This is a genomic window from Nocardioides imazamoxiresistens (assembly GCF_032378595.1).
GTDB lineage: Bacteria > Actinomycetota > Actinomycetes > Propionibacteriales > Nocardioidaceae > Nocardioides > Nocardioides imazamoxiresistens.
This window is the reverse complement of sequence record NZ_JAVYII010000004.1, coordinates 128,191-141,213: the sequence shown is the minus strand read 5'-3', so window position 1 is coordinate 141,213 and position 13,023 is coordinate 128,191. Positions and strand designations below refer to the sequence as shown.

General features: G+C 75.4%; 12 protein-coding genes. 4 read left to right on the top strand and 8 right to left on the bottom strand.

Features of this window, described 5'->3' with window-relative positions:
- Window positions 1-11 precede the first annotated feature (11 nt).
- From RDV89_RS09945 to RDV89_RS09935, 3 genes are all read right to left on the bottom strand, one after another.
- Complete coding sequence (locus tag RDV89_RS09945) at window positions 12-644, bottom strand: hypothetical protein (protein ID WP_315732874.1); 633 nt, start codon at window positions 642-644, stop codon at window positions 12-14.
- A 69-nt stretch (window positions 645-713) separates the two neighbouring features.
- Window positions 714-1,151, bottom strand: a complete 438-nt coding sequence (locus RDV89_RS09940; protein WP_315732873.1) for a hypothetical protein — start codon at window positions 1,149-1,151, stop codon at window positions 714-716.
- A gap of 30 nt (window positions 1,152-1,181) precedes the next feature.
- Window positions 1,182-2,720 carry an MDR family MFS transporter gene (locus tag RDV89_RS09935; RefSeq protein WP_315732872.1) on the bottom strand — a complete coding sequence of 513 codons (1,539 nt, stop codon included), beginning with the start codon at window positions 2,718-2,720 and terminating at the stop codon, window positions 1,182-1,184.
- Between the two features lie 298 nt (window positions 2,721-3,018).
- Between RDV89_RS09935 and RDV89_RS09930 the strand changes: the two genes are divergently transcribed.
- The 3 genes from RDV89_RS09930 (at window position 3,019) to RDV89_RS09920 (ending at window position 7,186) form a co-directional block, all read left to right on the top strand.
- The gene (locus tag RDV89_RS09930) at window positions 3,019-4,674 is read left to right on the top strand and encodes a glycoside hydrolase family 30 protein (protein WP_315732871.1); all 1,656 of its coding nucleotides are present in this window, start codon (window positions 3,019-3,021) and stop codon (window positions 4,672-4,674) included.
- Window positions 4,675-4,701: 27 nt separating this feature from the next.
- Window positions 4,702-4,995 (top strand): chorismate mutase, encoded by a 294-nt coding sequence (locus RDV89_RS09925; RefSeq protein ID WP_315732869.1) that lies wholly within the window; start codon window positions 4,702-4,704, stop codon window positions 4,993-4,995.
- A 244-nt stretch (window positions 4,996-5,239) separates the two neighbouring features.
- A complete protein-coding gene (locus tag RDV89_RS09920) occupies window positions 5,240-7,186 on the top strand; it encodes a hypothetical protein (RefSeq protein ID WP_315732868.1) in 1,947 nt (648 codons plus the stop codon).
- Window positions 7,187-7,203: 17 nt separating this feature from the next.
- On the opposite strand, the gene RDV89_RS09915 is transcribed toward RDV89_RS09920, so the two are convergent.
- From RDV89_RS09915 to RDV89_RS09900, 4 genes are all read right to left on the bottom strand, one after another.
- Window positions 7,204-7,494: a peptide methionine sulfoxide reductase gene (locus tag RDV89_RS09915; RefSeq protein WP_315732867.1), complete on the bottom strand. Its 291-nt coding sequence runs from the start codon at window positions 7,492-7,494 to the stop codon at window positions 7,204-7,206.
- On the bottom strand, window positions 7,491-8,378 hold the full coding sequence (locus RDV89_RS09910; protein WP_315732866.1) for a universal stress protein: 888 nt from the start codon (window positions 8,376-8,378) through the stop codon (window positions 7,491-7,493). The genes RDV89_RS09915 and RDV89_RS09910 overlap by 4 nt, the downstream gene beginning before the upstream one ends.
- Window positions 8,375-9,820, bottom strand: a complete 1,446-nt coding sequence (locus tag RDV89_RS09905) for an amino acid permease (protein WP_315732865.1) — start codon at window positions 9,818-9,820, stop codon at window positions 8,375-8,377. The genes RDV89_RS09910 and RDV89_RS09905 overlap by 4 nt, the downstream gene beginning before the upstream one ends.
- A 94-nt stretch (window positions 9,821-9,914) precedes the next feature.
- Entirely contained in the window at window positions 9,915-10,871 is a 957-nt protein-coding gene (locus RDV89_RS09900) for an SDR family NAD(P)-dependent oxidoreductase (protein WP_315732864.1), read from the bottom strand.
- A 23-nt stretch (window positions 10,872-10,894) separates the two neighbouring features.
- On the opposite strand from RDV89_RS09900, the gene dtd reads away from it, so the two are divergent.
- Window positions 10,895-11,329: a D-aminoacyl-tRNA deacylase gene (gene dtd / locus RDV89_RS09895; protein ID WP_315732863.1), complete on the top strand. Its 435-nt coding sequence runs from the start codon at window positions 10,895-10,897 to the stop codon at window positions 11,327-11,329.
- 19 nt (window positions 11,330-11,348) lie between these two features.
- Here the strand turns inward: dtd and hutU are convergent, their stop codons facing one another.
- On the bottom strand, window positions 11,349-13,010 hold the full coding sequence (gene hutU, locus RDV89_RS09890) for a urocanate hydratase (RefSeq protein WP_315732861.1): 1,662 nt from the start codon (window positions 13,008-13,010) through the stop codon (window positions 11,349-11,351).
- Between the last annotated feature and the right edge of the window lie 13 nt (window positions 13,011-13,023).

Genomic DNA, 13,023 nt, shown 5'->3' with positions numbered 1-13,023 from the left:
CGGACGTCGCGTCAGGCGCGCAGCCACTCGCTGGTGCTGCGCTGGAAGAGCGTGACGATGCCCGCGATGCACAGGGCCACCCAGATCAGGCCGATCGGCGTGAAGAACAGGCCGACGAGGATGCCGAGCGCGGCGACCACCGTCAGCGCGATCCGCGCCCACGCGCGGCGCTTGCCGACGAGCACGGCCAGGACGATCGCCAGGATCGCCAGGACCATCCCGACGCCGCTGACGCCGCGCAGCAGCGTCGCCACCGCGTCGGCGTCCACGTTGCCCCCCGCCGCCTCGCCGAAGCCCTCCTGGAAGCTCTCGTCGCCCGCCAGCGCGAACAGCGCGAGCAGGCCGACGAGCGCCAGGGCGGACCCGATGTAGGTGAGGAGCAGCGCGGCCTTCGCCGCACCCGGCCGCTGCCGCGGACCGCCGGGGTAGGACTGGCCGTACGGCTGCTGGCCGTACTGCTGCTGGCCGTACTGCTGGCCGTACTGCTGCTGCCCGTACGGCTGCTGGCCGTACTGCTGCCCCTGGGGCTGCCCGTACGCCTGCTGGTCGCCCGGCGAGGTCGGGTAGGGCTCCTGCCCGTACTGCCCGCCGGAGGTCTGACCGTGCTTCGGCTCGTCCCCGCCGGGGGGGTTCCAGTTGCTCATGCGGACCATCCTGGTCGCCCCCGCAAGGGCCGAAACCCCGGACGCCGGCCCGGACGCCCGTCCCGACCCTCAGCCGGCGAGCGCCCCGGAGAGCCAGCCGCGGGCGAACCGCTGCCACTCGGCGCTCTGCCCGCGCCAGGCCGACCACACCTCCTGCGGCGTCATGCCCGGCGTCAGCAGCGCCGCCTCGGCGGCGTCGGCGGTGACTAGGACGACCCGGCCGGGGGCGTCGGCGGGCACCGTCGAGCGCGCCCAGATGGCGAACCACACCTGCTGCACGTGGTCACCGTCGGTGACCAGCTCGGTGCCGTCGCGCGAGAGCCGCACCTGGAACGGCCGCTCCCCCGGCGTCTCGACCCGCACCCCCACGCGGCGGCTGCGGGGCACCCGCCGCCGCACGTCGACCGCGACGGCGTCCGGCCACCACAGCAGCGCCGCGTCCAGGAACGCGTCCGGCGTCAGCCGGAGCGCCCCGTCGGGCGAGTAGATGCACGCGGTCACGTCCACCCGGTCAGTGTGCGGTATCGCGCACAGGGCTCAGTGCCCGACGACGCCCTCCGGCGCGTCGGCCGGCTTGCGCACCAGCGTGACGACCGCGACCAGCACGAGGCTCAGGCAGGCGCCGACCAGGAACGCCGTGCTGACGCCGTCGGCGACCGCGACCCGCTCCGAGGCGCCGTCCTCGGTCGCGCCGGCGGCCACGACGGTCATCACGGTGACGAACAGCGCCGTCCCGGCCGCGCCCGCGACCTGCTGGAAGGTGCCCAGCACGGCCGAGCCGTGGGCGTACAGGTCCGGTCGCACCGATCCCAGGCCCGAGGTCATCAGCGGCGTGAAGGTGACGGCGAGGCCGAGGCAGAGCACGACGTACGCAGCGAGCAGCACGGCGACCGAGGTGTCCGCGTCGAGCGTCGTCAGCAGCCACAGCGCCGCGCTGATCAGCAGCGCGCCCGGCACGAGCAGGACCCGCGGGCCCCGGGCGTCGTAGACGCGACCCACGATCGGCCCCGCGACGCCCATCAGGATGCCGCCCGGCAGGGTCAGCAGGCCCGTGGCGGTGGGGCTGAGGCCGAGGACGGCCTGGGCGTAGTAGGGCACCAGGATGAACGTGCCGAGCATCGCGGCCATCGCCACGAGCATCGCCGCCATGGCGATGGTGAACTGCGAGGAGGCGAACACGCGCAGGTCGAGCAGGGCGCGGTCGTCGCGGGCCAGGAACAGCTGGCGGGCCACGAAGGCGGCGAGCGCCGCACCGCCGACGACGAACGGCACGGCGACCGGCACGTGGCCGCCCGCGCCCTCGGCCGCGTGGCCGAGCCCGACGAGGCCGTAGACCAGACCGCCGAAGCCGAGCACGGCGAGCGGCACGGAGAGCAGGTCGATCGCCGCCCGGCTGGTCGTCGAGATCGAGCGCACGAACCGGAGCCCGACGAGGAGCGCGGCGACCGCGACCGGCACGACGAGGCCGAAGACCCAGCGCCAGCCGAGGTGCTCGATCACGACGCCCGACAGGGTCGGGCCGAGCGCGGGGGCGACGGCGATGACGACCGAGATGTTGCCCATCATCACGCCGCGGCGCGCCGGCGGCACGAGCGTCATGACGGTCGTCATCAGCAGCGGCAGCATGATCGCGGTGCCCGAGGCCTGCACGACGCGGGCGGTGAGGAGCACCCCGAAGCCGGGCGCGAAGGTCGCGAGCACCGTCCCGGCGGTGAACAGGCTCATCGCCAGCACGAACAGGGGTCGCGTGCCGAGCCGCTGGATGAGGTAGCCCGTCAGCGGGATGACGACGCCCATGGTCAGCAGGAACGCGGTGGTGAGCCACTGCCCGACGCTGGGCGCGACGCCCATCTCGGTCTGCAGCACCGGCAGCGCCACGCTCATCACGGTCTCGTTGAGCACGACCACGAACGCGGCGACGAGGAGCACGCCGATGACCGTCAGGTCGCGGCGCGCGATCGACGGGGCCTCGGCGACGCCGGACCCGCCGGTCCCGCCGGTGGCGCCGGTCGGGACGCCGGTCCCACCGGCCTCGCCGAGCCTCTCGGCGCGCGGCGGGGTGCGGGTCTCGGACATGGGGGCTCCTCGTCGGGTCGTGCTGGTGCTGGTCTCGGTGCGTCTCCGTGCGTCTCCGCGCGTACGCGTCGGGCGCGGGCGGTCGGGAGGTTCCGACCATCGAGGGTCGCAGAACTCATCGACCCCCGCGAGCGACTTACGCGGTGACGCCCACCACGGCTCCCTTGAGGAAATCTTGATCCAGGGGTGGTCCGCAGCGGGTCGCTGGCCCTAACGTCGGCGACGGCGCCTTCCTTCCCCCCTCGCACGGGCGCCGCGCGAGTCTCCTTCCCCGGGGCCCCGAGAGAGCCGACGACCCATGCCCGATCCCCGCACGCCCCCGCTCACCGTGCGTACGCCCGTCGCCACGGCCGCCGCAGCCACCGCGCTGGCCGTCGCCGCCACGCTCCTGGTCGCCGGGGCCGGCGGCCGGGACGCCACCCTGCTGCCGGTCGCCGCCGGCGACCGCGACTTCCGCGCGTCCCTCGGCGACGTCGCCTTCCGCGACGCCCTCCCGCCCACCTCGGTGACGACCTACACATGGTCCCCCGGCGACGAGACCGTCGCCGCGTGGCGCACCACGGCGACCGCGTCGGGCCTGTCCGAGCGCGTCGCAGAGCAGCCCGCGCTCGCGACCTCCGTCCCCACCGGCGACGAGGAGCTCCGGGTCGGCGCGCCCGTCCCGGGCGCCGGGGAGATCGTCGGCCTCGGCGGCGCGCTGACCGACGCCGCGGCGTACCTGCTCGACACCTCGCCGCACCGCGACACGGCCCTCGACGCGCTGTTCGGCGACGACGGCGCGGACCTCGACGTGGTGCGGGTGCCGATGGGCGCCACCGACATGGAGTCGGGCGCGGTGCACACGAGCTACGCCGACGCGCCCGACCCGACGCTGGAGTCGTTCTCGGTGGAGCGCGACCTCGCCCACGTCGTGCCGGTGCTGCGCTCCGCGCTCGCGATCGAGCCCGACCTGACGGTCGTCGCGGCGCCCTGGTCGGCGCCGGGGTGGATGAAGAACAGCGGGCGCTACCTCGGCGAGTGCCGGGGCCGGCAGAACCACCTGCGCGACGACGCGTACGACGTCTACGCCCGCTACTACGTGCGGTTCCTGCAGGAGTACGCCGCGCTCGGCGTCGACGTCGCGCAGGTCTCGCTGGGCAACGAGCCGCAGCACTGCGACCCGTCCTACCCGACGATGACGATGACCTCGGACGAGCAGGCGCGCCTGGCCACCACGCTGCGACCCGCCCTCGACGCCGCCGGGTTCGCCGACGTGGAGATCCTCGGCTGGGACCACAACTACGTCGACCAGGGCACGAACACGCCCACGCGCTACCCCGACCGTCTGGTCGCGGCGGCCGGGGACAGCGTCGACGCGATCGCCTACCACTGCTACGAGTCCGACCTGCACGCCTCGCCGGCGGCCACGCAGACCACCCTGCGGCCCGTCTGGATGACCGAGTGCACCGGCACGCTGACCTGGCGCGACACCCGGCAGAACCTCGTCAACGAGACCCACCTGGCCCTGCTGGACCCGTTGCGACACGGCGCCGTGGCCTCGCTGTACTGGAACCTCGCGCTCGACGCCTCCGGCGGCCCGCACCTCGGCGGCTGCCGGGTCTGCCGCGGGATGCTCGTCGTGGACGGCGCGACCGTCGAGGTCGGGGAGTCGCTGACCTACTGGTCGCAGCTGTCGCGGTTCGTCGAGCCCGGCGCGCGGCTGCTGGCCTCCACGCAGCGGCGGCCCGTCGAGACCGCGGCGTTCGAGAACCCCGACGGCTCGCGCGTGCTGGTCGTGCTGAACACGAGCTGGTCGACGCTGGGGTGGGGTACGCCCGCTGAGCCGACGGTGGCGCCGACCACCGCGCCGACCACCGCGCCGACCACGCCGCCGTCGCGGGAGCCGGCGACCGGGCCGGTGGCCGGGCTGCTCGGCGGCCTGGGGCGTCTGGTGCGTGGGCTGCTCCCGTTCTGAGCCCCCGCGGCCCCTATCCTTGCGCCCGTGAGTGCCGACGTCCCGCCCGAGCTCGCCGAGCTGCGCTCCAGCATCGACAACATCGACGCCGCGCTGGTCCACCTCCTCGCCGAACGCTTCAAGTGCACGCAGCGCGTCGGGGTGCTGAAGGCGCAGCGCGACCTGCCGCCGGCCGACCCGGCCCGCGAGGAACGCCAGATCACCCGCCTGCGCGACCTCGCGACCGACGCCGGCCTCGACCCGGTCTTCGCCGAGAAGTTCCTCAACTTCGTCATCGCCGAGGTCATCCACCACCACCAGCGGATCGCCGAGGAGGCCTGAACCGCCTCTGGACTACCCGGTTCACCGGGTGACGCTCGACCTCGGCCCCGTCTGAACGGGGTCCAGGTCGAGCGGAACGGCACACAGTCCGGTGCGGGGCGCCGCTCGTGGCGCCTCCGACCGGCGAGGTCCAGACCTCCCTCGCCGTGGGCCCGGTCCGCGTAACGCGACCGCCTCTCGGCCGTTGCGGAAGACGGAGGGGGAGCCGACCCGCTCCGTCGCGTCGACGGCCGGAAGAGAAGCCATGACCAGCACACCGCCCGGCGGGGCGCCCGAGCGTCCCGGCCACGAGCTGCAGCGTGCGCTCTACGAGATGTTCAACGGCCCCGCCGACGAGGACCGGCCTCCGGCCGAGGACGAGCAGGTACGCGACGACCCGGCCGCCGCCGCGGCCCCCCAGCCCGAGCCCCAGCCCCAGCCCGAGCCCCAGCCCCAGCCCGAGCCCCAGCCCGAGCCCCAGCCCGACCCCGACACCCGCCCCCTCCTGGCGGCGTTCGCCGCGGCCGAGTCGGACCTCGAGCCCGCGACGGATGTCGACATCGAGGACGTGCCCGCCCCGGTGGCCGAGCTTCCCGGTCCGGACCTCTACGCCGACCCCGAGGAGCAGCCCGACGACCCCGACGACCCCGACGACCAGCCCGCCGCGCGACCTGCCGCGGCGCGCAGCCGACGCCGCTGGATCCCGGCGGCCGTGGTGGCGGCGGCGCTGACGGCGGTGGCGGGCGCGGGCCTGTTCCTGGACCTCGGCGCCGAGGACGATCCACGCGCCGGCTCGGGCGACGGGGCCGGGGAGTCGCAGCCCGCGGACGACCCCTCCGACGGCTCGGCCCCGGTCGAGATCGCCGACTTCCTCGCCAGCAGCGACGTCATGTACGGCGACGTCGCCGCCGCGGTGACCTCCGCCGGCGACGTGGCCGCCCTCGTCGAGGCGGCGCAGGTCGCGGCCGACGCCCAGAGCGAGGCGGCCGACCTGGTCACCACGTCCGCCACCCTCGACCCGCTGCCGGCGCCGACCGAGTCCGACGTCCTCGCCCGCCGCAGCGACTTCATCGCCGCGGTCGCCGGCTTCACCGCGCTCGAGACCGGCACGCTGGCCAACTTCGGGGAGCTCGCGACCGCGCTGGGCACCAGCGCCGACGAGCTCGACCGGGCCGAGGTCACCCTCGACCTCGCCACCACCGAGACCGACCAGGCCGCCGACCGGACCTCCAGCGTCCCCCTCGTGCTCGCCGCGGCCCAGGAGCCGGCGGACGGCGAGACGGCCGCGGCGACGGTGGCCGCCCACCTGACCGGCGTCGTCGGCGCGGAGGCGGTCGAGACGGCCACGGCCGACGCGCTCGACCTCGTGGGCCAGCTGGAGCTCGCCGAGGTCACCGCGGACGTCCGCGCGGCGGCTGGCGACGCGGCCGGGGTGGCGGCGTACGTCTCGGCGGCCGCCGCCGGCTTCCCCGACGACTCGACGACCGCGGGCCAGCTCGCGGCGCTCACCGACCTGCTCACCCCGATCGGGCAGCTGACCGCGATCGACGGCGAGTCTCTGCGCACGTGGGACAGCGTCGGCCCGACGCTGGCGGAGGCGGCCACGTCCCTCGACGGGTTGCTCGCCGCCTCCACGCAGGCCGCGCACGGCCACCTCGACGACCTGGTGGGCTCGGCCCGCGCCACGATCGCCGCGTGGGAGGCCGAGGTCGCCGAGGCGCAGCGCAGCGGAGGGGGCTCCGACGCGGGCCTGGAGACGTACGCCGCCGCGGTGGCCGCGCACCTCGAGACGTACGACGGGCTGATCGCCCAGCTGCCCCAGCTGTCCGGCGAGGCGCAGCCCAGCTCGTCGCAGGGCGTCGCCCTCTACCGCCTCGCGCGCAGCTTCGAGTCGCTGCAGGCCGACGTCGCGACGGTGGTGGCGCCCGGCGCGATGACGAACGCCCACGCCTCGGTCGTCGCGCTCGTCGACGCCGGGACCCAGGCCGCCGTGCAGGGCGAGGCGGCCTCCCGCAGCGCCGAGGCGTGCCGGGGCGCTGGGCGCTCGAGCGCCGAGTGCAAGCTGGGCGCGCAGCCGCAGTGGTCGCAGTACAGCGGCGCCGTGGGCACCGCGCGCACCAACGGCTCGGTGGCGAGCGGGTGGCAGTCGGCGCTGGAGGCCGCCCGGGCCTCCACCGGTCGCGTCGACGCCCCGCCGCGCCCGGTCGTCTGAGCCGCCTGCCGAGGCCCTCAGCCTGCCGGCTCCCACCCACGCAGGAAGTCGAGCACCCGCTCGGCGGGCATCTCGCAGGGCCGGAACGCCTCGCCCCGGCCCGCGTCACCGAGCCCGGGCCCGAGGTAGACGTTGGCGCTCACCACGTCCGTGCCGCCCAGCTCCTCGGCCCACAGCTTGAGGCTGCGCCCACCGGCGTACGCCCTCGTGGTCACCGCCCAGCGGCGGCCGCGGTAGCGCACCACGTCGCGCCCCTCGAGCCGCCGCACGAGGTCGGCGACCGGGGTGCGGCCGGCGGGACCCGTCACGGCACCACGACGACCGGCACCGGCGAGTGCCGCAGGATCTTGGCCGCGCTCGAGCCGAGGAAGACCCGCGAGACGAGGCCCGCGGGCGAGGAGCCGACGACGAGCAGGTCGTCGGGGCCCCAGGGCAGTCCACCGACCGCCTCGGCCCAGTCGGCGCCCGTGCTGGTCACCGACTCGACGTCGGCCGGCAGCAGGCCGCGGGGGCCCAGCTCGTCGAGCGCCTGCCGCTGGGCGCGGGCAGTCTGCTCGAGGTAGGCGGCCAGGACGTCCTCCTCGCCGCGCACCTCGGGCGGGTACATGGTGCGCCCCCGCACCCCGAAGGTCGCGACGCGGAGCCCGGCGCCCAGCCGTCCGGCCAGCTCGGCCGCCCGGCCCAGGACGTCGGCCGCCGCGCTGTCGCCGCGGAACCCGACCGTCACCCGGCCGACGCGCGAGCCTGGGGCGGCCCGGAACCCGCGGGTGGCGACCGCGACGGGGACCGGCGAGGAGTGCAGCAGCCGGTCGGCCGCGGACCCGACCACCACCCGGCCCCAGGCGCCGTCCGCGCCGGCGCCGAGGACCACCAGCGTCGCCGTGCAGGCGGCGACCTCGGCGATCAGCACGCTGGGCACCGAGCGGCCGCGCGCCGCCAGAACCGTCGCGGCCACGTCGGGGGCCAGCTCGGCGAGCAGCGCACGGACGGCGGCGACGTCGCGGTCGCCGGCCTCGGAGGCGTACGCGGCGTACTCGCGGTCCACGCCGCCCGGCAGGGGCGTCGGCCACGCTCCGCCCGGCACGACGCACACGACCCGCAGGTCGGTGCCGGCGGAGCGGGCGAGCAGCGCCGCGTACTCCACACCGTCGCGGTCGGGCTTGCCCGGCGCGATGCCCGCGACGATGGTCATGCCGCGTCCACCTCGTTGAGCCGGGCGTGGCGCCGGCCCCACAGCAGGTAGAAGCCCAGCACCACGGCGAGCCAGACGCCGAAGATCAGCCAGGTCACCGCCGGCAGGCCCGAGAGGATGTACAGGCAGACGAGGACCGTGAGCACGGGCGTGACGGGGTAGCCGGGCACCCGGAAGGGCCGCTCGAGGTCGGGGCGGGTGCGCCGCAGCACCAGCACGCCCAGCGCCACCACGATGAACGCCCCCAGCGTGCCGATCGACACCGTGTCCCACAGGTAGTCGCTCGGCACGAAGCCCGCGACGAGCGCGACCACGATCGCGACGACGACGGTGTTGTAGGTGGGCGTCAGGGTGCGGGGGTTCACCGCGGCGAAGCGCCGCGGCAGCATCCCGTCGCGGCCCATCGCGAACAGGATCCGCGTCTGGCCGTAGAGGGTCACCAGCGTGACGGAGAAGATCGAGATCACCGCGCCGGCCGCCAGCACCGTGCCCGGGATGCTCGAGCCGGTGATGTTCGCGAGGATCACCGACAACCCGGCGCTCTGCTGCTCGGGGCTCTCGAACTCCTCGACGGGCTGCGAGCCGACACCGGCGATCGCGACGAGCACGTAGACGGTGACGACCACGGCGAGCGCGCCCATGATCGCCCGCGGCAGCGCGCGCTGCGGGTCGCGCACCTCCTCGCCCGCGGTGGAGACGGCGTCGAGGCCGATGAAGGAGAAGAAGATCGTGGCCGCCGCGGCGGACACGCCGGCCGCGCCGGCCGCCCAGAAGCCGTCGAAGCGGTCGGCCTCGAAGGCGGTGAACCCGACGACCACGAACAGGCCGAGCACGGCGAGCTTGACAACCACCATGATCGTGTTGACGCGGGCCGACTCGCTGGCGCCGCGCACCAGCAGCAGCATGCAGAGCAGGACGAGCACGACGGCCGGCAGGTTCACCCAGCCGGTGGGGTTGTCCTCGTAGGGCACGGGCGAGTACGACAGCTGCTGCGGCAGCTCCACGCCCAGCACGGCGCCGGTCAGCTCGTTGAAGTAGCCGCTCCACCCGACGGCCACGGCGGCCGAGCTGACGCCGTACTCCAGCAGCACGCAGGCCGCGATCACCATCGCGACCAGCTCGCCGAGGGCGTGGTAGGCGTACGAGTAGGTCGAGCCGCTGACCGGGATGGCGCTGGCCAGCTCGGCGTAGCAGATCGCGGACAGGCCGGCGGCGAGCCCCGCGACCAGGAACGACACGACCACCGCCGGGCCGGCGTCGGGCACGGCCTCCTGCAGCACGAAGAAGATGCCGGTGCCGACCGTGGCGCCGACGCCGAACATCATCAGCGCGAACGTGCCGATGCTGCGCTCGAGCTCGGGTCCCGCGTGCGGGCCCTTCGCCGCGGCGATCGGCTTGCGACGCAGCAGCTGGGTGCGGAACGCGACCGGGCCTCGGTCCATGACGACCTCCTGGGGCGTCGCCCGGGGCGGGTGGCGCGGAGTCGAACGGTAGTCCTCCGCGCCACGCGCGGGAAGCGGCCGGTCGCCCGGGGGCTCAGCCCTGCGCGAGCGCCTCGTCGACGAGCGCGGTGGAGACGTCCCAGAGCCGCTGCGCCGTCGCCGGGTCGAGGGCCCACTCGCGCACGCCGGCGCCGACCTCCGCGTCGTCGGCGACGACCGGCGCCTCCTGGCAGTCCTCGAGGTAGCGCCCGCCGACACCGTCCAGCTCGGGGGCCACGGCCGCGACGACCGACGTCGCCGCGCCCTGCCGGGGCGTCTTGATGCCCGGCACCTTCGACCACTCCTCGCGGGTCTCCTGCGGCACGTGCTGCTGGAGCTTCGTCATGATCCCGCCCGGCATCAGCGCGTTCGCGGTGATGCCGTCGCCCGACCAGCGGCGCGTCGCCTCCACGGCGTGCAGCACGTTGGCGGTCTTGGACTGGCCGTAGGCGGCCCACGGGTCGTAGGGCCGGCGCTCGAAGTGCAGGTCGTCCAGGTCGACCGGTGCAGCGAGGTGGCCGCTTGAGCTCACGGACACGATCCGGGCCCCCTCGGCCGCGGCGAGCGCCTCGTGCAGCCCCAGGGTCAGCGCGTGGTGGCCGAGGTGGTTGGTCGCGAGCTGGAGCTCCCAGCCGTACGCCGTGGTGCGGCGCTCGGGGACGGCCATCACGCCCGCGTTGTTCACGAGCACGTGCAGGGGCCCCGTCCAGGCCTGCGCGAACGCCCGCACGCTCGTCAGGTCGAGCAGGTCGAGGTGGGCGACCCGGGCCCTGCCGGGGTGCGGGGCGTCCGCGACCGAGTCGCGGACGTCGGCGGCCACCCGCTCGCCGGCGGCGACGTCGCGCACCGCGAGGGTCACCTCGGCACCCGCACGCACCAGGGCGCGGGCGGTCTCGACGCCGATGCCGGACGCGGCCCCCGTGACGACGACGCGCCGCCCGGTGAGGTCGTGGCCCGCCAGGACCTCGTCGGCGGTGGAGCGGGGTCCGAAGCCGGTGCTGATCCTCGACATGCCGGCCACGCTACTGTCCGCGCGTGCGCGCCGTCGTCCAGCGAACCCTGTCCGCCTCCGTGAGCGTCGAGGGCGAGGTCGTCGGCGCCACCGACGAGCCCGGTCTCCTCGTCTACCTGGGCGTGACGCACGACGACGGGCCGGCCGACGTCGCCTGGGTCGCCCGCAAGGTGTGGGAGCTGCGCCTGCTGCGCGAGGAGCGCTCCGCGAGCGACGTCGGCGCACCCGTGCTGGTGGTCAGCCAGTTCACGCTCTACGGCGACGCCCGCAAGGGCCGGCGCCCGTCGTGGTCGGCGGCCGCCCCGGGCCCGGTGAGCGAGCCGCTGTACGACGCGGTGTGCGCCGAGCTGGAGCGGCTCGGCGCCCGCGTCGCCCGTGGCGTCTTCGGCGCCGACATGCAGGTCGCCGCGGTGAACGACGGACCGATCACGCTCGTGCTCGACTCGCCGCGGCCCTGAGCGCCCGCAGTCGACGCGGTCAGTCGCGCACCACCGGCGCGAGCGGGACGCGTACGCCTCGCTGCTCGGCGACCTCGACCGCGCGGGAGTAACCGGCGTCGACGTGGCGCACCACGCCCATCCCGGGGTCGTTGGTCAGCACCCGCTCGATCTTCTCCGCGGCCAGCGGCGTGCCGTCGGCCACGACCACCTGGCCCGCGTGGATCGAGCGGCCGATCCCGACGCCGCCGCCGTGGTGGATCGAGACCCAGGTGGCGCCGGAGGCCGTGTTGACCAGGGCGTTGAGCAGCGCCCAGTCGGCGATCGCGTCGGAGCCGTCGAGCATGGACTCGGTCTCGCGGTAGGGCGAGGCCACCGAGCCGCAGTCGAGGTGGTCGCGACCGATCACGACCGGCGCCGACAGCTCGCCCGAGGCGACCATCTCGTTGAAGCGCAGCCCCGCCCGCGCCCGCTCGCCGTAGCCCAGCCAGCAGATCCGCGCCGGCAGGCCCTGGAAGTGCACGCGCTCGCCGGCCATGTCGAGCCAGCGGTGCAGCCGCTCGTAGGCGGGGCTCTCCTCGCGCGGGAACAGCTCGCGCACCGCCCGGTCGGTGGCTGCGACGTCCGCCGGGTCGCCGGAGAGCGCCGCCCAGCGGAACGGCCCCATGCCCTCGCAGAACAGCGGGCGCAGGTAGGCGGGCACGAAGCCCGGGAAGTCGAAGGCCCGGTCGAAGCCGCCCTTGAGGGCCTCGTCGCGGATCGAGTTGCCGTAGTCGAAGACCTCGGCGCCGGCGTCCATCAGCGCGACCATCGCGCCGACGTGCGCCGCCATCGACTCGCGCGCGGCGCGGGTGAAGCCGGCGGGGTCGGCGGTGCGGCGCTCCTCCCACTCGGCGAACGGCACGCCGGCGGGCAGGTAGGCCAGCGGGTCGTGCGCCGAGGTCTGGTCGGTCACGACGTCGGGCACGAAGCCGCGCGCGACGAGCTCGGGCAGCACCTCCGCGGCGTTGCCGACCAGCCCGACCGACAGCGGCCGACGGGCGTCACGGGCCTCGACGCACAGCGCGAGCGCGTCGTCGAGCGAGTCGGCCCGCCGGTCGAGGTAGCCGTGCTCGATGCGCCGCTCGATCCGGGCCGGGTCGACCTCGACGCACAGCGCCACCCCGCCGTTCATCGTCACCGCCAGCGGCTGCGCGCCGCCCATCCCGCCGAGGCCCGCGGTCACGGTGATCGTGCCGGCCAGCGTGCCGTCGAAGCGGGCGTCGGCGATGGCGGCGAACGTGAGGTGGGTGCCCTGCAGGATCCCCTGGGTGCCGATGTAGATCCAGGAGCCGGCCGTCATCTGGCCGTACATCGTCAGCCCCAGGTCCTCCAGGCGCCGGAACTCCTCCCAGGTCGCCCAGTCGCCGACGAGGTTCGAGTTCGCGATCAGAACCCGCGGCGCCCACGTGCTCGTGCGCATCACGCCGACCGGCTTGCCCGACTGCACCAGCAGGGTCTCGTCGTCGGCGAGGTCGCGCAGGCACGCCACGATGGCGTCGTACGCCTCCCAGCTGCGGACCGCGCGCCCCGTGCCGCCGTAGACGACGAGGTCGTCGGGCCGCTCGGCGTTCTCGGGGTCGAGGTTGTTCATCAGCATCCGCAGCGGCGCCTCGGTCTGCCAGGACCGGGCGGTCAGCTCGGTGCCGCGGGGGGCGCGCACGGGTCGGGCTCCG

Coding starts and splice junctions, on each gene's coding strand:
- RDV89_RS09905 (WP_315732865.1), bottom strand. CDS start 9,820: ATGGACCGAGGCCCGGTCGCGTTCCGCACCCAGCTGCTGCGTCGCAAG.
- RDV89_RS09910 (WP_315732866.1), bottom strand. CDS start 8,378: ATGACCATCGTCGCGGGCATCGCGCCGGGCAAGCCCGACCGCGACGGT.
- RDV89_RS09900 (WP_315732864.1), bottom strand. CDS start 10,871: ATGTCGAGGATCAGCACCGGCTTCGGACCCCGCTCCACCGCCGACGAG.
- RDV89_RS09930 (WP_315732871.1), top strand. CDS start 3,019: ATGCCCGATCCCCGCACGCCCCCGCTCACCGTGCGTACGCCCGTCGCC.
- RDV89_RS09920 (WP_315732868.1), top strand. CDS start 5,240: ATGACCAGCACACCGCCCGGCGGGGCGCCCGAGCGTCCCGGCCACGAG.
- RDV89_RS09945 (WP_315732874.1), bottom strand. CDS start 644: ATGAGCAACTGGAACCCCCCCGGCGGGGACGAGCCGAAGCACGGTCAG.
- RDV89_RS09935 (WP_315732872.1), bottom strand. CDS start 2,720: ATGTCCGAGACCCGCACCCCGCCGCGCGCCGAGAGGCTCGGCGAGGCC.